General features: G+C 43.6%; 24 protein-coding genes and 1 pseudogene. 16 read left to right on the forward strand and 9 right to left on the reverse strand.

The features are described from left to right. Window positions 1-75: 75 nt before the first annotated feature. A pseudogene (locus CIL02_RS04295) lies at window positions 76-306 on the reverse strand (hypothetical protein); the annotation flags it as partial. 724 nt (window positions 307-1,030) lie between these two features. Here CIL02_RS04295 and CIL02_RS04305 point away from each other — a divergent pair. The 5 genes from CIL02_RS04305 (at window position 1,031) to CIL02_RS16935 (ending at window position 9,181) form a co-directional block, all read left to right on the forward strand. Next, the gene (locus tag CIL02_RS04305) at window positions 1,031-1,246 is read left to right on the forward strand and encodes a helix-turn-helix transcriptional regulator (RefSeq protein WP_094399623.1); all 216 of its coding nucleotides are present in this window, start codon (window positions 1,031-1,033) and stop codon (window positions 1,244-1,246) included. A 684-nt stretch (window positions 1,247-1,930) separates the two neighbouring features. Beyond that, on the forward strand, window positions 1,931-6,655 hold the full coding sequence (locus CIL02_RS04310) for a RecQ family ATP-dependent DNA helicase (protein WP_094399396.1): 4,725 nt from the start codon (window positions 1,931-1,933) through the stop codon (window positions 6,653-6,655). A 190-nt stretch (window positions 6,656-6,845) separates the two neighbouring features. Beyond that, window positions 6,846-7,940, forward strand: a complete 1,095-nt coding sequence (locus CIL02_RS04320; protein ID WP_256387550.1) for a PD-(D/E)XK nuclease family protein — start codon at window positions 6,846-6,848, stop codon at window positions 7,938-7,940. A gap of 104 nt (window positions 7,941-8,044) precedes the next feature. Beyond that, window positions 8,045-8,953 carry a Fic family protein gene (locus CIL02_RS04325; protein WP_240513519.1) on the forward strand — a complete coding sequence of 303 codons (909 nt, stop codon included), beginning with the start codon at window positions 8,045-8,047 and terminating at the stop codon, window positions 8,951-8,953. Window positions 8,954-8,956: 3 nt separating this feature from the next. Continuing rightward, window positions 8,957-9,181, forward strand: a complete 225-nt coding sequence (locus tag CIL02_RS16935; RefSeq protein WP_371588938.1) for a Fic family protein — start codon at window positions 8,957-8,959, stop codon at window positions 9,179-9,181. A 1,193-nt stretch (window positions 9,182-10,374) separates the two neighbouring features. Here CIL02_RS16935 and CIL02_RS04335 read toward each other — a convergent pair. Then, window positions 10,375-10,587, reverse strand: a complete 213-nt coding sequence (locus tag CIL02_RS04335; protein ID WP_007837487.1) for a hypothetical protein — start codon at window positions 10,585-10,587, stop codon at window positions 10,375-10,377. 65 nt (window positions 10,588-10,652) lie between these two features. Between CIL02_RS04335 and CIL02_RS04340 the strand changes: the two genes are divergently transcribed. Together CIL02_RS04340 and CIL02_RS04345 are read left to right on the forward strand one after the other, a co-directional pair. Beyond that, complete coding sequence (locus CIL02_RS04340; RefSeq protein ID WP_005816332.1) at window positions 10,653-11,237, forward strand: hypothetical protein; 585 nt, start codon at window positions 10,653-10,655, stop codon at window positions 11,235-11,237. Window positions 11,238-11,252: 15 nt separating this feature from the next. Next, window positions 11,253-11,435 (forward strand): hypothetical protein, encoded by a 183-nt coding sequence (locus CIL02_RS04345; RefSeq protein ID WP_004319908.1) that lies wholly within the window; start codon window positions 11,253-11,255, stop codon window positions 11,433-11,435. A gap of 263 nt (window positions 11,436-11,698) precedes the next feature. On the opposite strand, the gene CIL02_RS16255 is transcribed toward CIL02_RS04345, so the two are convergent. Next, window positions 11,699-11,845: a hypothetical protein gene (locus CIL02_RS16255; protein ID WP_007837486.1), complete on the reverse strand. Its 147-nt coding sequence runs from the start codon at window positions 11,843-11,845 to the stop codon at window positions 11,699-11,701. 418 nt (window positions 11,846-12,263) lie between these two features. On the opposite strand from CIL02_RS16255, the gene CIL02_RS04360 reads away from it, so the two are divergent. Beyond that, a complete protein-coding gene (locus CIL02_RS04360; RefSeq protein WP_004319910.1) occupies window positions 12,264-12,650 on the forward strand; it encodes a single-stranded DNA-binding protein in 387 nt (128 codons plus the stop codon). Between the two features lie 355 nt (window positions 12,651-13,005). On the opposite strand, the gene CIL02_RS04365 is transcribed toward CIL02_RS04360, so the two are convergent. Then, a complete protein-coding gene (locus CIL02_RS04365) occupies window positions 13,006-13,293 on the reverse strand; it encodes a hypothetical protein (protein ID WP_227224266.1) in 288 nt (95 codons plus the stop codon). 909 nt (window positions 13,294-14,202) lie between these two features. On the opposite strand from CIL02_RS04365, the gene CIL02_RS04370 reads away from it, so the two are divergent. The 6 genes from CIL02_RS04370 (at window position 14,203) to CIL02_RS04395 (ending at window position 17,040) form a co-directional block, all read left to right on the forward strand. Continuing rightward, complete coding sequence (locus tag CIL02_RS04370) at window positions 14,203-14,757, forward strand: hypothetical protein (protein ID WP_005816324.1); 555 nt, start codon at window positions 14,203-14,205, stop codon at window positions 14,755-14,757. Beyond that, on the forward strand, window positions 14,745-14,996 hold the full coding sequence (locus CIL02_RS04375) for a hypothetical protein (protein WP_007837480.1): 252 nt from the start codon (window positions 14,745-14,747) through the stop codon (window positions 14,994-14,996). Before CIL02_RS04370 ends, CIL02_RS04375 begins: the two co-directional genes overlap by 13 nt. A gap of 47 nt (window positions 14,997-15,043) precedes the next feature. Continuing rightward, entirely contained in the window at window positions 15,044-15,400 is a 357-nt protein-coding gene (locus tag CIL02_RS04380) for a helix-turn-helix domain-containing protein (RefSeq protein ID WP_007837478.1), read from the forward strand. Between the two features lie 53 nt (window positions 15,401-15,453). Continuing rightward, on the forward strand, window positions 15,454-15,879 hold the full coding sequence (locus tag CIL02_RS04385; protein WP_005816321.1) for a single-stranded DNA-binding protein: 426 nt from the start codon (window positions 15,454-15,456) through the stop codon (window positions 15,877-15,879). 119 nt (window positions 15,880-15,998) lie between these two features. Continuing rightward, a complete protein-coding gene (locus CIL02_RS04390; protein ID WP_005816319.1) occupies window positions 15,999-16,754 on the forward strand; it encodes a ParA family protein in 756 nt (251 codons plus the stop codon). A gap of 7 nt (window positions 16,755-16,761) precedes the next feature. Then, window positions 16,762-17,040, forward strand: a complete 279-nt coding sequence (locus tag CIL02_RS04395) for a plasmid partition protein ParG (RefSeq protein ID WP_005816317.1) — start codon at window positions 16,762-16,764, stop codon at window positions 17,038-17,040. Window positions 17,041-17,346: 306 nt separating this feature from the next. Here CIL02_RS04395 and CIL02_RS04400 read toward each other — a convergent pair whose 3' ends face one another. Continuing rightward, window positions 17,347-17,598 (reverse strand): hypothetical protein, encoded by a 252-nt coding sequence (locus tag CIL02_RS04400; RefSeq protein ID WP_225494525.1) that lies wholly within the window; start codon window positions 17,596-17,598, stop codon window positions 17,347-17,349. Between CIL02_RS04400 and CIL02_RS04405 the strand changes: the two genes are divergently transcribed. Together CIL02_RS04405 and CIL02_RS04410 are read left to right on the forward strand one after the other, a co-directional pair. Beyond that, a complete protein-coding gene (locus CIL02_RS04405; protein WP_005816315.1) occupies window positions 17,592-18,158 on the forward strand; it encodes a hypothetical protein in 567 nt (188 codons plus the stop codon). The two genes, CIL02_RS04400 and CIL02_RS04405, sit on opposite strands and share 7 nt — an antisense overlap. Window positions 18,159-18,161: 3 nt before the next feature. Continuing rightward, window positions 18,162-18,653 (forward strand): SLOG family protein, encoded by a 492-nt coding sequence (locus CIL02_RS04410; protein ID WP_005816313.1) that lies wholly within the window; start codon window positions 18,162-18,164, stop codon window positions 18,651-18,653. Window positions 18,654-18,953: 300 nt separating this feature from the next. Here CIL02_RS04410 and CIL02_RS04415 read toward each other — a convergent pair whose 3' ends face one another. From CIL02_RS04415 to CIL02_RS04430, 4 genes are read right to left on the reverse strand one after another with little or no spacing between them, the layout of a single operon-like run. Next, the gene (locus tag CIL02_RS04415) at window positions 18,954-19,133 is read right to left on the reverse strand and encodes a transcriptional regulator (RefSeq protein WP_005816310.1); all 180 of its coding nucleotides are present in this window, start codon (window positions 19,131-19,133) and stop codon (window positions 18,954-18,956) included. A gap of 24 nt (window positions 19,134-19,157) precedes the next feature. After that, on the reverse strand, window positions 19,158-19,394 hold the full coding sequence (locus CIL02_RS04420; RefSeq protein WP_005816304.1) for a hypothetical protein: 237 nt from the start codon (window positions 19,392-19,394) through the stop codon (window positions 19,158-19,160). A 9-nt stretch (window positions 19,395-19,403) separates the two neighbouring features. Next, the gene (locus CIL02_RS04425; RefSeq protein ID WP_005816302.1) at window positions 19,404-19,610 is read right to left on the reverse strand and encodes a hypothetical protein; all 207 of its coding nucleotides are present in this window, start codon (window positions 19,608-19,610) and stop codon (window positions 19,404-19,406) included. Continuing rightward, on the reverse strand, window positions 19,607-20,044 hold the full coding sequence (locus CIL02_RS04430) for a DUF4186 domain-containing protein (RefSeq protein WP_005816300.1): 438 nt from the start codon (window positions 20,042-20,044) through the stop codon (window positions 19,607-19,609). Before CIL02_RS04430 ends, CIL02_RS04425 begins: the two co-directional genes overlap by 4 nt. Between the last annotated feature and the right edge of the window lie 14 nt (window positions 20,045-20,058).

Here is a 20,058-nt window from a genome sequence, read left to right on the forward strand (position 1 = left end):
GTGAGCCGTGAGTAAACATTCATTCTGCTCAAGCATTGAATTGATCTATAGTTTTTCAACGAACTCCTTCGGAAGGATGAACTCATCTACATATGGCTTGATGGTTTCAACACCACCCTGCATGGTAGGAATGGCGTATGTCTTACCATGCAGACCCACGCCTTCGCCCCATACAGCGCCAAACCTATTGTATGCCAACCGTGCAGCACCGCCACCATGTGCACCTGCCAGATTGCTGCCAAAGACAAATATCTCGTTCTCTCCCAATTCCGAAATCCTTTCGGGGGTGTATGTTCTGTTGTACATTAAAATTGAATTATCAGTTATTGCAATAGCCAAATCTTCTAACCCCCAATCAGGGTGCTGAACGACGAGTTTCAATTGAGCATGATTTAGATTTGTGCGCAGATATGATTCAAACAATGGGACATTGTCTTGCTCCTGTATATATTGTTCTATCCGTGCTTGCTTTTTTCTATCATAATACTGATGCCAAGAATTGGTAGGAGTTGCCCAGTCTATTACAATTCTTTTTTCCAAGTGCTCAAAAGCCTTTATTTGCTCCAAATCTAAAATCACTTCGTCCTTTACTTTTGGATTATCCCTTTTACCATTTATTTTATACACTCCAACGAATCTTGCAGTCTTTTTTCTTCTCCAATGAAAGAAACAAGGTATTTGATGTTCCTCATATTACGGGCTAACTGCTCGCTTTGGTATTGCAAAAAGAGATCTTTGCGATACACGTAAAGAGCGTATATGCTTTTTATATTGGTCGGGAACGGACTACCATTGATAAACAACTTTGTTTGCTCTTCCTCCTTGCCCAGTTTAGTACGGCTATCCGCATGACGAAGCATTTTTATGCAGCGTGGACTCGTGTTGTCAAATGACTTGTTTGTGCAAGTAATGACGCCAAATACTTGACAATATCATCAAATTTTCACTACAAACAATAAAAATTAAGTATATTATGCTTAATTATGAATTATTATTTTGTATCTTTGCCCTTGAACAAGAGAAAATTATCATGGCAAAATTAAATCGGATAAGAATCGTTCTAGCTGAACACGACCTGAACAACAAGTGGTTGGCAGATAAACTAGGAAAGGATCAGGCAACTATTTCCAAGTGGGTCACCAATACCACCCAGCCCAGCCTTGAAGCCCTCATTGCAATAGCCAATGCACTTGAAGTGCCTGTGCAGGAGTTGGTGAGACAGGAAGAATTCAATCAAGAGAAATAAGTCAACTGACGAACGTTTCTGTCCCCCGGGAAACGGGGGAAACGAAGGGGGTTAAGAGCAGAGTCAAGGCTTGTTTTGGCTATGCCTTGCAAGAAGGAAGAAGACGAAGTCAAATGATAACAAAAGACGAAATACAAGAACTGCTGCGTATGTTCTCTTCAGAAGATGACGTCACAAGTTTTGTCACAAGTCTTGTCCCCAGTTTGTCCCCAGTTTGTCCCCAGTTGATGAATAGATTGTAAGAAGACGAATAGAAGTAAAAATAGATACATAATATGAGCAATCAAGACATGACAAATCCGGCTCATGAATCTATTAATTGAGTTTGGCCAGTATTAAGCAACTGAACCAGCAGAGGTGATAGAATCTGTTCATGTTAATGAAATTGTGAAATGATAACACGTAAAGAAGTACGAGTTAAAAAACACAGATTCTTTAACATGATAATAAAAACGAGTTAAGTTTTAACATAAAAGAAAACATAAAGATACAAGATGACGAACGGAACATATACAGGTCAGACAGACTGGCGCATTGGAGGCGTGTCCAAGGCGTATCGTAGCAAGATCGTTCCGCCGTCGTTCGAAGGTCGTAGCAAGGACGTAGAATAGGCGTTCGATAGTCTCTCGATAGGGAAAGAAGACAGTAAGAAGTAAACAAAAGAATAAAAACAAAAATGAAGATATGATTGCATTTATTGATACAGAGGTAAATCCGCAGACGAAGAAGGTGGCGGATTACGGAGCAGTTAGGGAGGATGGTTCCGTGTTGCACTCTCATTCCAAGGCTGACTTCGATGCCTTTGTGTCAAAATGCGATACGTTGTGTGGACATAACATTATCAACTTCGACTTGAAATATACTTCATTGAGGGGTAACCCGACTATTGTTGATACGCTGTTTCTATCGCCTCTACTTTTCCCTAAACGACCGTATCATCATCTGGTAAAAGATGATAAGTTACAGGTGGATGAACTGAATAATCCTGTGAATGATTCGATGAAGGCTCGCGATTTACTGAATGACGAGATGGCGGCTTGGAATCAGTTGACGGATAACAGAAAGGAAATCTACTATTATCTATTGAATGAAACACAGGAGTTCGGAGGGTTCTTCAAGTATATTGGATATTCGCCAAATGTCAATTGGATATCATCATTTTTTTCATCCCAACTTGATTGGAAGCAATTGATTCTAAAGGAGTATGAGGGGAAGGTGTGCAGTCATGCTGACTTTAAGACTTTGGTCAAACAGTATCCTGTTGAGTTGGCATATTGCTTGGCAGTAATCGGTGCTGACGATATCTTTTCTATCACTCCTGCCTGGGTGATACGGAACTATCCACAGGTGGTGAATGTGATGAATATGATGTGCAACACATCTTGTGGTGATTGTGAGTATTGTCATCAGCGTTTAGATGCTCATTACGGGCTAAAAGAGTTCTTTGGCTATGATGAGTTCCGTATCTTCGATGGTGTTCCTATGCAACAGCAGGCTGTGGAATCTGCTATTCGAGGTGAATCTTTGCTAACGATATTTCCTACGGGTGGTGGTAAGAGTCTCACATTCCAACTGCCAGCTTTGATGGCTGGACGGAATACGCATGGGCTAACTGTAGTCATTTCGCCTTTGCAGTCGTTGATGAAGGACCAGGTGGATAATCTTGCTGCTCGTGGTATTAGTGATGCGGTGACCATCAATGGACTGTTAGATCCTATCGAACGTGCTACAGCTATAGAACAGGTGGCAGATGGAACCGCCAATCTGCTATACATCGCGCCAGAAATGTTGCGCAGTAAAACCATCGAGCGATTGTTGATGGGGCGCCATGTTGTTCGTTTTGTGATAGATGAGGCACACTGCTTTTCTGCTTGGGGCCACGATTTCCGTGTGGATTATCTGTACATAGGTGATTTCATTCGCCAGTTGCAGGAAAAGAAACAATCGGAACAGTCCATTCCGGTATCTTGTTTTACAGCGACAGCCAAACAAAAAGTAATCAGTGACATCTGCGACTACTTCAGAGCAAAGTTGGGCTTGGAACTGAAAGTGTTTGCTGCCAATTCAGAGCGTAAGAACTTGCGTTATTCTGTGCTTCATGCTGATACTGCTGATGAGAAATATAACCTACTTCGCTCATTGATTCTTGGGCACAAATGCTCTTCGATAGTATATGTATCACGAACCCGAAGAACTCGCGAATTGGCACAGCATTTAGTCAATGATGGCATTCGAGCTTTGCCATTCAATGGAAAAATGGAGGCTGCCGAGAAGGTGAAAAACCAGAATGCTTTTATGAGTGGTGAGGCTCAAGTGATTGTAGCCACTTCTGCTTTTGGTATGGGAGTTGACAAGAAAGATGTGGGATTGGTAGTACACTACAACATCAGCGACTCGTTGGAGAACTATATACAGGAAGCTGGCCGTGCAGGACGTGATCCACAAATGCAGGCAGAATGCTTTGTACTATATGCTGACAGCGACCTTGATAAACACTTTATACTTCTCAATCAGACGAAGCTCAGTATCAGTGAAATTCAGCAGGTTTGGAAAGCCATTAAGGATCTTACGGCTAAGCGACATAAGGTAAGCTGTTCGCCATTGGATATAGCACGTCAGGCTGGATGGGGTGAAGATGTAGAAGACATCGAGACTCGTGTAAAGGCTGCCATCGCTGCACTTGAGGATGCAGAATTTATACAACGAGGCAGTAACTCCCCTCACGTCTTTGCTACCGGCATTGCTGTGAAGAATATGGATGAGGCACGTCGAAAGTTGACTATCTCTCCACTATTTGATGAGCAATCACGTGAAGAAGCTGCCCGTATCATCAAGTCACTTATCAGTGCACGTGCAACAGCTGAAGGTCGAGGGGCAAAAGCTGAGAGTCGTGTTGACTATTTAGCTGATATCCTTGGAATGAGCAAGGCAACAGTTATCAGGAATATTAACCTGATGCGGCAAGATGGTTTGTTGGCAGATACTCGAGATATGCAAGCCTGGATATCCAAGAGTACTTCTCAACGCAATCTTGACATCATCTTAAAACTAGAACTATTCCTTCTGCAACGATTTGGTGGAGAAGCACAAAGAATCAATTATAAAGAACTGAATGAGGAAGCCCAAAAGAGCGGTCTTACATATTCAAATGTCAAGCGCTTGAGGATGTTGCTCCATTTTCTGTCATTGAAGGGTTATATTCATAAACAGGAACATAGTTTTAGCGATAGCGTGAGTGTACGTCTGCAAGCTTCGCAAGAAGTTACGAAGGCTCGATTCGAACGGCGTATGGATATATGCCGCTTTATTACGGATACGCTCAATGTCAGTCGAGACCCCAATAAAGAAATGGCGCTTGTGAACTTCTCTATTGTAGAGTTGCTTCAACAATATATTTCCAGTCGGCAGGAATCAATGTTTGCCGACCAAGAGAAACCTACAATTGCTGATATTGAGGAAGCGCTGCTTTATCTCACCAAAACGGAACTGATGAAGATTGAAGGTGGGTTCATCGTTATCTATAACACCATGCAGATCGGGCGTATTGCCGACCGTCGTACCAGATATGGTAAGGAGCAGTATCGCTTATTGGATGAATTCTACAAACAACGTATACGCCAGATTCATATTGTGGGTGAATATGCTAACTTGATGGTTCGTGACTATGATGCAGCACTTCGATTCGTGAACGACTACTTTACACTTGATTTCCGCAAGTTCATCAATCAGTATTTCAAAGAAGAACGTCGGGCGCAGATAGATCAGAATATCACTCCTGCCAAATACAACAAACTCTTCGGTGAACTCTCCAACCGCCAATGTGAGATTATCGATGACAAAGAGTCGAAATATATCGTGGTGGCAGCAGGGCCTGGTAGTGGTAAAACGAGAGTCTTGGTTCACAAACTTGCCTCTCTCTTGCTGTTAGAAGACGTGAAGCATGAGCAGTTATTGATGCTTACTTTCTCAAGAGCAGCTGCTACCGAATTCAAAAAACGACTTATTGATTTAGTTGGCAACGCTGCACACTATGTGGAGATTAAGACCTTCCACTCTTATAGTTTTGACCTTATCGGTAAACAAGGAAATCTGGATGAGGCAAAAGATGTGGTAAGGCGTGCTGCAGAGATGATAGAAAATGGTGAGGTGGAAGCATCGAAAATAGCTAAGAGCGTTCTAGTCATTGATGAGGCTCAAGATATGGGACAGGATGATTTCCGTTTGGTTCAGGCTCTGATGCGGCAGAATGAAGAAATGCGAGTCATTGCAGTGGGTGATGATGACCAAAATATCTATGGTTTCCGTGGTTCTGACTCACGATATATGCAATCGATAGTGGAGCAAGAAGGTGCAAAGTTGTACGAGATGACAGATAACTATAGGTCTGCGAAAGCTGTAGTTGATTGTGCCAATCGCTATGTACAGCGGATTCCCGGTCGTCTGAAGCAGACTTCCATCATGTCTGCAACAGGTGAAGAAGGCAAGGTGCTGACCTTGAAATCGTTTTTGAACGCAGAAATAAAAGTAGAGGGAAATACAGCTATTTTGACTCGAACCAATGAAGAAACAATGCAAGTGGCTTACGAGTTGGAGCAGCGAGGTTTACATGCCACAATTGCGCAATCAATGGGAGGCTTCCGTTTTGGGAATCTTGCGGAAGTCCGTTATTTCCTAAAACAACTTGGCAGGAACGAAATATCCATATCAAAAGAAAAGTGGTTAAAAGCGAAACAACGTACACTCGAAACATACGCTTCAAGCACTTGTCTCAGTATTATGCAGCATTTCTTTTCAGACTTTGAGATAACTCATCAATTCTATTATCGCAGCGACTTGCGTGAATACATCTTCGAGTCGAATATTGAGGATTTCATTGCAAATGATGATAAGTCCGTGTTCGTGAGCACTATTCACAAGGCCAAAGGTCGAGAATTCGATAATGTCTACCTCATGTCTGCTATTCCGAATAGAAGAAATGTTGATGATATGCGATCCTATTATGTAGGTCTCACTCGGGCAAAACGGAACCTGTATCTGGTAACCAATCCTCCCACAGAGTATTCTTCTATATCAATTGCATTAAACATGCATGATGTTATCCTTAATTTCTTCAAGGGAAGAAAGGACATTGTGCTTCGTTTAAGAAGTGGTGATAACCTGCAATACAAGGACGGATATTTGCTGAATGAGCAAAGTATCAACATCATTGCGCTATCTGCGTCTGGAAAAGACAAACTAAAGGCATGGACTGATAAGGGCTATGAAGTTACGAGTGCAAAAGTGAGCTATACTTTGGCATGGAAACCTCAAGACTCTGATGTGGAATATGCCGTTTGTTTGGCGAATGTGGTTATATCTAAAAATGGAAATTCCACAGAAGAAATAAGTCTCAATAATACAGCCCTATAAAAGATTAATAATCTGCTAAGATATTAGTTACAGAAAAAATGGTGAATGGGAAAATAGTCCATCTAAGGAATTTTCTTGAGAAACTTGATGTTATCAGGAAACGATATGAGGATATAGAGGTTCGGAAAGACCAGTTCAATATCTTCACAGCAATGTTTGATGAATCAGACGAGGTGAATTTACATTCTCAATTTATCTTCTCAATTTCAAAACAGGCAATGAGTATCGCTATCTAAATGCCTTTCTGAAATGTGTTGATAGCTCTTTCGAATACGACTTGAATTCGTTGGAAATTCATAAGGAGTTACATGATATTGATATCTTGCTGCTGGACAAGTCAACGAAGCGAGCTGTCATTATTGAGAATAAGATCTATGCTTCCGACAGTAATCATGAGAAAGAAGGGCAATTAGAGAAGTACTACAGGATTATCATTGAAAAGGAAAAGATACCTGAAGACAACATCGAAGTGTATTATCTTTCTCTTGACGGGCATGAGCCTTCTACGGAAAGTGTTTCCACAAACAACAAGTATCCAAAGTTGTGCGAGAAGGTCCAGTGCATCTCTTATCCCAATGAAATCGTCAGATGGTTGCAAGGATGTATGCCGTTTGTTTATGACAAACCCTTTCAACGAGAAACAATTATACAATACATTAAATTGATTGATGATATGACAAATAATGTTGATATAGAAGAGAGAGTTGAAATAAAGAAATTGATTGGCGAGTCAAAGAGCAATTTAGAAAGCGCAAAGCTCCTTATTGACAACGTCAAACATTTACATTGGCATACTATAGCTGATTTCTGGAATGGCTTGGTAGTTGTTTTAGAAAAGAATGGCTATGAGGTGTTGCAGAAGCCAACGGAAGAGGACTTTTCAGACATCGCTCATGGAAGCAGTAGAAAGAGGAATAATGCAAGTCTTTCGATTGAAATCAAAACGTCGTTACCCTTTAATATTCAATTGGAAGAATATTCTGATGAATTGTTGTACTTTGGCGTAAGGAATGGTCAGAAGCTACCCAAACAATATGTCAAGGCGTTTGAAACACTTGTGGCAAATAATGAGGATTACGAAGATGATGAGAATTGGTATATATGGAAATATCCATCAATTCCAAAGGACGAAAATATAGATTCCTGGGATATTTATAATGATGCCACCTTCCATCTTATCGATGATAGTTTTCGTCAGCGAATTACTTCTGTAATCATTGATGACATTTCCAAATTCACTAAAGATGTTGAGGATTGCTTAAAAGCAGCGGATAATAATAAATAATGAAACAGAAGAATCACGGGACGGTTCTTTGATCCGCTGAAGATGGCTAATGTGATAATAATGAACGGAATAAAAAACGTTATAGAAATAAAGTTAGACGAGATATGAGCGAAAAGCAGAAATATATTGACTTTGAGGCTTACGAGCGTGTGGCAGAGCCACATAAACGTGAGCGGGTTTCGGCTTGGCGTACTGCAATAGGACTTCAAGACGTAGATGGGCTTCGTGTGTCTGACTATCTGAAGGAAATAGCGGTAAAGCACATTGAGGGTGACATCACCATCGATGAGGTGAGAGAACAGCTACAGTCTTATTATGTGAATAAGACTACGCATGATGCTGACGATGCTGAAAAGGAAGAGGCTGACCGCGTGGCGGCAAACATCACGAAATTGCTGAATGAAAAGTCTTTTTCATTGACTCCTTTAGAGTTTTTGAACATCCATCGTCATCTATTTGATGGAATCTTTAAGCATGCAGGTGAGATTCGTCCCTATGACATCAGTAAAAAGGAATGGGTATTGCAAGGCGATACAGTTGTATATGGTCGTGCAGCAGACATTCATGAAGCATTAAAATATGACATACAGACTGAACGAAATTTCAGTTATAAAGGCTTGACTAAAGATGAGATTATCTCACATGTTGTGGACTTTGTGACTTTATTATGGCAGAACCATCCGTTCCGTGAAGGAAACACGCGAACAACTGCTGTTTTCATTATCAAATATCTCCGTTCCTGTGGCTACAAGGTAAACAATGAATTGTTCGCTGATAATTCCTGGTACTTCCGTAATTCCCTAGTCCGTGCCAATTATAGTAATCCCCAGAAAGGCATAGAACCAGACAAGTCCTTCCTCGTAAAGTTTTTCCGTAATTTGCTGCTCGGTGAAAACAACGAACAGAAGAATCGATATATGCTGATTGGGCATAAGGATGACGAGAACGACACCCATACAAGTACCCATGCAAGTACCCATGTCAGTTCAATCGACATACAACCTTCTTCTTAGAATGTGACGCGTTTGGTATTGGCCATCGGCAAAGAAGAAATGAGTGTGAAGAGCATGATGGAGGCTGTAGGTTTGAAGAACCGTCCGAACTTTATGGATTATTCTCTCACACCAGCAATAAGAGAAGGATTTGTGTGTATGAAGTATCCTGCCAATCCCCATCATCCCCGTCAACGTTATTTGCTGACGATAAAAGGATTGATGTTGTTGGACGGAAATAATAGTTAAGTACTCAATAAATCAAAAGCATTTGTCCGATACTATCCAAAGAATTTGGTAAGTCTCGGACAAATGGTCTTAATAACAGTATTCATTGACTTGACACCAATACTGAACTTGTTCGGAATTTCCGAACATCTTAATATGATGAGAATGATATGAAGTATACCTTCTGTCCGATACTATTAGAAAAATTTGAATATCCTCGGACAAATGGCCAATCAAAAGCAGGTGTTTCCAATTTGGAAATACCTGCTCATTATTATAATACGTATGCGCGCGAGGACTATTTGCTCAGCGACCGTTTAAACCTATTTCTTCTCTTTGTCCTTCTTACGCTTACAAGCGATCTTACTACACTTTGGCAAGCAGTAAATGCTGTCTAATGTCTTGATAACAAAGACATTTCCGAAGATCTCGCACTTTCTTTTGATTTCAATTCCTAAATTTGGCATGTTTTCTACTTTTAAGTTCAACAGAATCTTATATGTATGTTTAAGTATGTATATGTTCAACCTTATCTACCATTTGGTCCTGTACCACATATGTAGCAAAAAAGCCGTAAAAAAGGAATAATAAGCACATAACAAACATGAGCCTACAAAATGCAAATAGCGTGTAACTCACCAGAGCTACACGCTATTTGATAGTGTTTTGTTATGTCTTTACCTATTGGTCTCATTTGACCTCCTCAAATATAAAGTATATTGATAATCAGTTAGTTACTGTTATCAAGATACAAATGATATGCAAATGTAAGTATAAAACCATATAGAAAAAGTACAAATGGACATTACTTTGTATGATAACATCCTTTTCTACAGATTAAGGGTTAACACAATGTTATACTACTGATATTCAGCATATTGAAGCTGTTCTTCCTTGCATTCAACAAAGAGTGTTAAATTATATTAAATCCTACAGGGCAATTATGATTCGTGCAAAGATAATATTTTGCAGTCAAAGGAAGAAAGACTTCTTGAACCACTTCTATGGTTCTATACTTCTGTTTCTGACGTAAGCTGACCCGTACGGTTTTCGGGTTTTAGACGGACATATATACAGTTTACTTTAGGTTAGCATATATATAAGAGCTAACCAAGGTAAACTAAAGTGTTTTTGTCCTGTAGATACTGCACTTTGTGGACTCTTTTCTCCTTTGACTGCAAAAACCTCTTATAGCCTTATCTCCACCTATAACGTCACTTCACACTGCTGTACCATGCAGTCTGCCATGTACCACCCCATCGGGCTTTGATAAGAATTGTGTTGCAAAGGTACCTGTCATGGCGTTCATCCTGCAAGGTCGGTGCCTGTGGTTTGTCCGTGAAATCTCCACGCTCTGATTGTGGCAGAGGTAGTATTTGACGGCAAAACCTTGCATTGATGAGCCATAACACCTTTTGGGGCAACATAATTCTTTAATCAATCCCGATGGTAGTTGGTTCTACATAAGGGAAGAAAATAAAAATTTTATCTTATGGCTAACATTTGCGACACTCAGTACAAGGTGACAGGCTCACGCAAAGCCGTGGCAGACCTTTGGAACACACTCCAAGAGTTGGAGGTGAACAGTAATAATGTGTATCTGTATCTCTTGGCAGAACACTATGGCATTGACTACGAGAAGAAAGGCATCTCGGTGAGAGGACACATCTATTGGGCAGAGTATGAGGAGAACGTGGAAGACGATTATGCCCTCTTGTCCTTTGACACCGAAAGTGCTTGGTCTTCATGCGACTTGTTCTTTGAGGAGGTGAACAAGGCACTTGGCGATGAACTTTCAATCAGTTGGCGAGAGGTTGAGCCAGGTTGCGACATCTTCTATACGCACGATGAGAACGACTTCTTCCCCGAAGAGTGCTACGTCACTGCATACGGAGAACTCTTTGAGGATTGTGAGGGTGCTTACTCCACCTTTGGTGATGCTATCAAGTTGTGGTGTGAGAAGACTGGTGTCTCACAGGACGGAAGAAGCGAACAGAAGATGATTGACTTCATCAATGAATACGAGTATGAGGCAGAGGACACGAATTTCTGCATCAATCCAATCACATTCGGCTAACAAGGAGGAACGGATATGGCAACGATAGACATGGAGCAGTTGGACGGCGTTGTAGGGTGTTTCTGCACCTTGCTTTATCCCCGAAGAGGTCAGACAGAGGGAACGATTGTCGAGGACTTGGGTTGTGAGGTCATTGTCCAGCTCATCAACGGCAAGGAAGTGACGGAGTACAAGGATGATGTTGTCATCTGTGAATAATCAGGAGAGAGTCTGTTGGCTATGTGGCTTGCAGACTCTTTCTTCCTTTGACTGCAAAAACTCTTTTAGGACAATCCTCCAATGAGGTTATGGCTGTTGTAACTGAAATACCTTGGGAGCAAGTTGTGCGGTTTGCTCACTTGCTCCAGTCCTGTTATAGAAGCTATGCATCGACACCTAAGCGCGACACGTCGCCAAAGTCCCTTCGCCATTTTAAGCAACCCGTCACCTTGTTATAGGAATGGTCATTTCGCCTTTTGGTTTTACTCGTCTGTCTTTTGCGACTCTTCCTTGTCGGACACAGAACTTGGTCTTAGCATGATGACAGTGCTATCGCCAATCCTCTGATGTCTGTCCTCTTTTGGCTTGATGCCTCTATTGCTAAGCTGACCCTTAGGCTTGTCGTTCATCGTGCATCAGTGTTCATGCTCCTCACTCTTCTGATGATACAGCTGTAAGGTCGGATTTCCCGCTTCGTTTCTCCAGGCATACAGCCATAGCAGTGCCCCTGTCTGTTGCATACGGATTGCCTCCTTGCTTACAACCTTTGTTCCATTGTTTGGCCCCGTCTTTTTCTGAATTGAGCTATTTGAAAGCCACTTATTTTTACCATGCAAAGGTAGCGTGATGCTGCGAAGGACTTCCTCCTTCTTGTGTGGCCGCTATCGCTGTGACCAATAAAATAGTGCGTAATCTTCCTTTTTCTCCCTTACCGCCAACGACAAAAAGAGTATTGCGAACGATTTTCATGGTGCTTCCCACATGGTGCCACATCCCTGCTTTTGAATGCATGTAAAAATTAAGTTTCACTTTTAAATTCAATTCAAAATGAAAAAGATCGAGAACAACTTCACAGTTTCAGGTTTCGTAGGTAAGGATGCAGAAATCCGTCAGTTCGCAAACGCCAGCGTAGCACGCTTCTCATTGGCAGTAGGCCGTCAGGAGAAGAACGGCGAGGAAACCAACCGCGTATCGGCTTTCATGAATATGGAGGCATGGCGCAAGAACGAGCACACCGAATCATTCGACAAGCTCACCAAGGGCACGTTGCTCACCGTCGAGGGTTTCTTCAAGCCAGAGGAGTGGACAGACAAGGATGGCGTGAAGCACTCCAGAATCATCATGGTTGCAACCAAGTTCTACGAGTGTCCCGACAAGGAGGAGACTCCTGCGGAAGAGCCGGCCAAGCCAGCAACCAAGAAAGGCAAGAAATAGCCTTTCCTCTCCATAACAAGGCGACCTTCGGGTCGCTTTTGTTTTGCTCAGGGACATCAATCTGCTGTTATAGCGTGTGATAATCTTCTCTAATAACAACCATGTGCATTTATTAACCATAACGGCAACGCCGTCTTCCTTTATTCTAACCACTTCGTCCCTCACCATTTGCGAAACGTCACCAAGATGGTTGGCATACAGATATTCCCGGCTGATGGCGACAAAGTCGCTATTAGCCAAGAAAGACAGTATGCCAAGGTCTGAACGCGAGAGGACTGCCATCTATGCCACAAGATGCCGAAGCCGAGGCTTCTGATAATTGTGTCCTTTACTGGCTATCCACTCGCCTTGATATTCAGACCGTCAATCTTGCGACAGCTTCACTACCCACCCACACCTGCTTTACTATTCTTCTTCTCTTTGACTGCAAAATATTTTCTGTTATAAGCGGTGGTTTCGTCCAAGTGCGTTGTATCGCTTCGCCCCACACCTTCAGAACGGCATTACTGTACGGACACCGCACGAATCCCATGTGACAGGCAGCCAACAATGTCACTATCAGAAACTGACACTTCTGATAACTGCCTTTATTGCTGTCTGGCTGTCCCATTATCGGGCTTCGGCAATGTCCGTGTAATGCCATTCTGCCCACCCATACCACCTTTACCACTAATCAACTGTTTTACAATTTCTCTTCTGCTATACAAGAGGCAGTTCTTGTCCACTCAGGCATATTGAATGTGGCAGACATGTCTGCTACGTCCAATCTGCCTCAGTGTCCTGCGGCAAGGACAAGGCACATTTGTCATGCTGACAGGAGTGCCCGATTTGTCCGTTGCGCAACTGTCTCTTCTTGCCTGATATACGTTACTATCTACTTCTAAATTATACTGCTTTGCCCCACGCCTTTGCGAAGCGTTACATGGTCTGTCGTCATACAGACATCCTTGGCTGATGGCAACACGTTGCTATTAGCCAAAGCTGACAGTATGCCGAAGTACCGACGCGAGAGAATTGTCTGTCCGTGCTACAAGCTATCAAGGCTGAAGCTTTGATGACTTGCATCCCGGTCAGCCAACACACTCGCTTTATGTCGGTACAGCAGACCTGCAAACACTTCACTGCCCACCCTTACTGTTTCAATCTTTCTTCTTACCTCTTTATATATAACACATCATTCCTCTTGCAGCCAATATCAATAATCTTCTTCCAATCAGCGCAGTGGTAGGCATATTTCCTGCAAAGTTAGCCGCGTCTGAGACAATCGTCAAATTCTGCTTGAGGTCTTGTGACTGTGAACAATCTTCCTTTTCCTCGGAAAAGAGTATTCTTCACACATAATTTGTCTTTATGTCTTTTCTTGCGGCTTGTGGGAGCAGAAAATATCCCTCCACAGGCTGAAAGGTCTCGAAAGGAGGGAAGAGAAAGAAACGGTTAAGCGAACGCAGAGGGAATTTATTCACTATGCTGAGCGTAAGTTTCTTCAACGTAGTTAAACAAGTCCAGCGACATGGGCGACAAACTTATTTGTATCACTAAAAATAGAAAGGCAATGAAGATTATCATCCTGCATGATGCTGACGCACGCATCGAGTATCTTGACGTAGCCGACCACCTTCTCGGCTCAGACATCGAGGAGTTCCTCACCAGACAGGGCTTCTCAGTGAACAACATCACATGGCTTGTCACATCGGCAGACCATATCCCAGTGGTTTACCACAAGTATGACATCGACTGCAAGACCGGCGAGGCAACCCACACCAAACGAGAGGCAGAACTGCAAGACCTCACTATCCACGGACAACTCCAGGCATTGCAGCACCGGGAGCAGGACGAGCTGAAAGCGGCTCTTCGCAAGTACGGCACGGAGGTGGACGGAGGCTTTGAGGTGCATTTCGAGGGAGAGCAGCCCATCGTGGCAGGTTATCTCTTTGACGAGCCTCGTGACATCGTCATAGACGCAGCACGTTTGGATGCCGACGGAAACTTGTCGCTTCTTGGAGAGGACAAGGAAGTGAGGGATGGACAATACGACATAGAGCCAAGCGACATATTTGGCGGTCAGTTGGACTATGTCACGTCGAGTATAGGTGCATGGATGAAGTAGGAGCATGTATGACCCAGTGCATCGTATATGACGAGACGACCAAGGAGAGCGAGACCTTTTGCTCATTGACCGCAGCCAAGAAGTGGATGCGAGAGCGCATCAAACAGAAGCATGAGGTAAGCGGACAGAAGTACAGAGTCTATTCCGACGGAGAGTTTGTTAATTGCGGCTCTATCAGTCTCACAGGCAGCAACAAGTCTTTTGTCGCCAATACAAGGCAGACGAAGAAAGGATATTAATAACAAGGTAACGGCAAGCCTAACCAACTTGCCACACATATATTGATATGGAAAAGCAAATATTGAGTTTTAATGACTTGCCATCAGCATTGTCATTAGTAATAAACAAGCTGGAGATTTTAGAAGAAAAGTTTTCCACACTAATGACTCAAATTCAGCCCGATAAGGGATTGGAATGGCTTAGTGTTTCCGAATTGAGTGAGTATCTCCCTACCCATCCAGTTGAACACACAATCTATTGTTGGACAAGCAATAAACAAATACCATTCCATAAGAAGGGGAAACGTATCATGTTCCTCAAATCTGAAATTGATGAGTGGATGCAAGATAACAAGAGTAGGTCACGAGCAGAAATTATGAATGAAGCAATAGCTTATGTTCAATCAACAAGAAAAGTCATTTAAATAACAAGGTAACGGCAAGTCTAACCAACTTGCCACTATAACATTTTCACATTATGATTTACACTCACACTATCGGACGCATCGGAGCAAAGGATTGCCGCGTCATCACAGGTACACACGGAACATTCATGGCTGTTGACATCGCAGTGGACGACTACAGTAAGGGCAAGCAAATCACCACTTGGGTAAGGGTGAAGAGCAGCAAGGAGAACCATATCCGTTTGGCTGAATACCTCACCAAGGGTCGTATGGTGCTTGTGGAAGGCACACTGACTTCTTCCATTTGGACAGACCGCAACGGAGAGAACCACATACAGCATAGCATCATAGCTGACTCCATCGCCTTTGTCAATGCAGGGAAGAAGGATGCAACCGACACACCTGCAACAAAGGCACGCAAGGCAGCCAAGGCAGAGGGCGAGGCTCCCGTACCGCCAGCCGATGCACCGCAGGACAAGAGCGAAGACCTTCCCTTCTGAGGGTAGTATCAACTGAGAGTAGTACGTACTAATCGTAGTAAATCCGCTTTTACTATGGTTAGTATGTACTATCAGTAGTAGAATAGTAAAGTAGTATTCACTAATAGTAGTATCATGTTATGACACAGATAATTGCAGTATTAAATCACAAGGGTGGTGTAGGGAAAAGTACGACCGCAGTAAGCCTTGCGGCAGCTCTGCAACTGAGTAAGAAGAACGTCTTGGCTATTGACATGGATGGACAAGCCAACCTCACGGAAGCCTTGGGATTGTCCATCGAGGAAGAACAGACAGTCTATGGCGCAATGTGTGGACAGTACACCTTGCCGTTGGTCAAGTTGCACAACGGCATCACCGTCTCACCCTCATGCCTTGACCTGTCTGCGGCTGAGTTAGAGCTTATCAGCGAGCCGGGACGGGAGCTTATCTTGAAGGGACTTATCACCAAAGCCATCGCCAAAGAGCATTTCGACTACATCATCATCGACTGTCCACCGTCATTGGGCTTGCTGACCTTGAATGCCCTCACCGCAGCCGACTACATCATCATCCCTGTTCAAGCGCAATACCTTGCCATGAGAGGTATGGCAAAGTTGATGGACATCATCCGCATCGTTCAGGAGCGGCTCAACTCCAACCTTAAAGTGGGCGGCATCGTCATCACCCAGTTCGATCGCCGCAAGACGTTGAACCGAAGCGTGAGGGAAATCGTCAATGACAGTTTTCACGAGAAGGTTTTCAAGACCGTCATCCGTGATAATGTGGCTTTGGCAGAAGCACCCATCAACGGCAAGACTATCTTTGAGTATAATCCCAAATCCAATGGTGCCAGTGATTATATGTCTTTGGCAAAAGAAGTGTTAAACTTAAAATAGCATAGCCATGAGCAAGAGCAGTATGTTGAAAGAGGGAATGAAAGGCGGTCTCAACGGACTCCTTTCTTCCACAAAGAAGCCGAGTAAGGAGCAGATAGTCACAGAAACTACACCAGCACCACCTGTGTCTGTTTCTGAGACTACCGAAGTGCCGGTGCATTGCAATTTCCTTATCAACAAGAGCATCCACACGAGGATGAAGTACCTCGCCATCAAGAAAGGGATGTCCTTGCGTGATATTGTCAATGAGGCAATGACAGAATACCTAAAGCGGCATGACACATGAGTGCCGCGCGGTATCATCGCCGAACAGACGATGATACCGCTATCTCTTCTATAAACAGACTTTACTATCCGTAGTATGGTAGTAAAAACTATTCGACTATTATACTATTCGTAGTCGATACTACTTTTAGAAAATACTATCCAACTCATTTTTAGGGCAATAGTTTTCTCTGCTTGTAGGACTGTCTCCATGCTGATAAAAGGCAATGTCGTTCCCTATTACAAGATTTTCTCTTTTTCCCTCATATCAACTATCGTCCTTCCCCATATACAGCTTCGCCCCACGCCATCCCGCCCGTTTCCTCTTTTACATAACAGATTTCTTTTCGCCTGCCTTGCCGCTGCGGATATTGTTTTGCAAAGGTAATGCTGGCGATTGTTCAAACACCAAATCGTCCATTGCATTTGACCGAAAAATCTTCCTCTGCGTGCAGAGCGTATTTTTCGCTCCCGATTTGGCTTTTTGATCGCCATCACTCTTGGAAAGCAAAAAATATCCCTTGGGCAGGCAGGAAAAGCCTCCGAAATAAGGGAAGAAAAAACATAAGAGCAATGGCACACAAGAATGACTATCAAATCCAAAAGCAGTTAGACAAGCCTCAGACTTGGTTCTGCAAATACTATCCCGCACGCATCCGCAATGTGGGTGAGAAGGAGATTGCCGACAGACAATTAGTGTTTGACTTCAAGGACGGAAGAGCCTACGAGGAAGTGGCGCAGCGCACCGCAGAGAATATGCTGACACTCTACGGCAAGGGTTGCGTGAACATCGTCTTCGCCCCCGTTCCAGCATCCACAAGCGAGAGCAACGAACTCCGCTACAAGGCTTTCTGCCACAGGGTGTGTGAATTGACAGGAGCGGAAAACGGCTACGAGCACGTGAGGGTATGCGGAGAGCGTAAGACCATCCACGATAACCGCAAGAACGAGGATGAAGTCCGCAAGGCGAATGTCGTTGAGTTTGATGAGCCGTTCTTCGACAACAAAATGGTGTTGGTCTTTGACGATGTGATAACCAAGGGTCTCAGCTATGCCAAGTATGCCAACCAACTCGAAAGGCTCGGGGCATGTGTTATTGGCGGTATGTTCCTCGCACGCACACATTATAAAGTAAGGTAAAGTATGACAAAGTACGACAAGGCAGTGTCCGTATGCTTCAGCGGACACCGCAGCGTACCTTTCGCCAAGCGGAGGGAGTTGAAGCAATGTCTCAAATCGGAGATAGCCAAGGCGTATGCCGACGGCTACCGGTATTTCTATTGTGGCATGGCAATGGGATTTGACCTGCTGGCGGCAGAAGCCGCCCTTTCGTTGCAATGCGAGTTGAAGGACTTGCAGGTGATAGCCGTTGTGCCGTTCCGTGGTCAGTCTGACCGGTGGAGCAAGGAAGAGCAAGCCAAGTATGATGCCATCCTGCGCATCGTGGATGACGTGGTCGTATTGAGCGAGCAATACTACAATGGCTGCCTTCTGAGGCGCAACGACTATATGGTCAACCGCAGTTCACGTCTCATAGCCTACTTCGATGGCAATCCCAAGGGCGGCACGTTCTACACCGTCAGAGAAGCCAAGAGGCAGGGATTGGACATAGTGAATCTTCATAATAGTGTATAACCCATAAAACAGAAAATGCTTATGGACGATATTGTTGCAATCATCGTTTGCTACTTCGTGTTCGGAGCTTTGGGCAATGTGCTCAGAGCTTTGTTCGGCGGAGAGAGACGAAACGACTTCCGCCGTGACCGCTAAGCGTCTTTAAACCAAGATACGCTGACAGCCATACGTCTGCACCTTACCCCAAAAAGATGCAGCGGATAATTGTGTCCGTAGGCAAGGATATTCAGATTCCTCACCTTAACATTTTGATAAAAATAAAGATACTGCTGCCTATATTTCAAGACAGCAGTATAAACCTTACTCTGCAGGTGCCCATTTGCAACGCACAGGAGAGACGATTGCACCCTCTGCTTTCAGCTGCTTCATGGCTGCATCTACCTCTTTGCGGTCGAGACCGCTGAGTTCTGCGATTTTACCTGCGTTGAGAGGCTGACCAGCCTCTTTCATTGTTGCCAATACTTTTTCTTTTGCGTCCATTGTTTTGATGATTTGATGTTTTGTTTATAATCTTGTTATTAACTCTTGTATTTTGTCTTCCCTTATAATCTTCGGTTGTGCCTTACCTGCCAGAACGAGAATTTTCTTCCCGTTTCTGTAGATGTGCAGCTGTCTGCTTCGTACCACTGCTGTCAAGGTCTCATCATCCTGCATGGCTTGCCATATAGGATAATACACACCTTCTGGTTCAAACAACTTCTTCTGAAGGTGTGAGCACATGTTGGTTGTATCTATTGTCATATCGTTACGTCATATCATTAACATGATTCTGCCAGCTTCTTTTGTGAACATTTCAGGGAAACGGCAGATTGTTGCATACACCTGCTTGCTTGTCACAGGCTGACCGTCCTTTCTCAGGTGCAGCCTATGACGATTGATGGCATCGGCAATCTGGTCGGTTGTCATGCCGCCATTTCGCTTTACCATCACATATACTATGGCTTCTTCTATCTTCATCCTTTATTCATCTGTTTTTCAATCCATGCCATCAATACGGCAACAGCATATTCCTGTTCTTCCTTGGTCAGTGCCCTGCCTGCTGAGATGTGATGCCACTTGAAGAAGCATCCCCGGCAACAACAGCCAGTGGCATGTTGAGCCAGGAAAACAGGATGCCCACGCATGGGAGTCTGCTTGCCGTCGTTCGGTATGACAGCCGGAGCAAGTCTTTTTGCCACAAAGTCCTCTGCGTGTTTTCGTATCGTCGGCAATCCCTTTTCCATTACATACTCCCTGTCTTGCTTGGACAGATGGAACCGGCTGCGAAAATCAGACTTTGCCAATCTCTCAAAGAGATTCGTCAGGTCATACTCTTTCTTATCACCAGGAACGCTTTCTTGCGGCTCTTCCTCTTGGAACAACGATGGATATATGTATTTCTGTGACATCATTATCTGTTGCTTCT

The sequence above is a fragment of the Prevotella sp. P3-122 genome (genome assembly GCF_002251365.1).
Lineage (GTDB): Bacteria > Bacteroidota > Bacteroidia > Bacteroidales > Bacteroidaceae > Prevotella.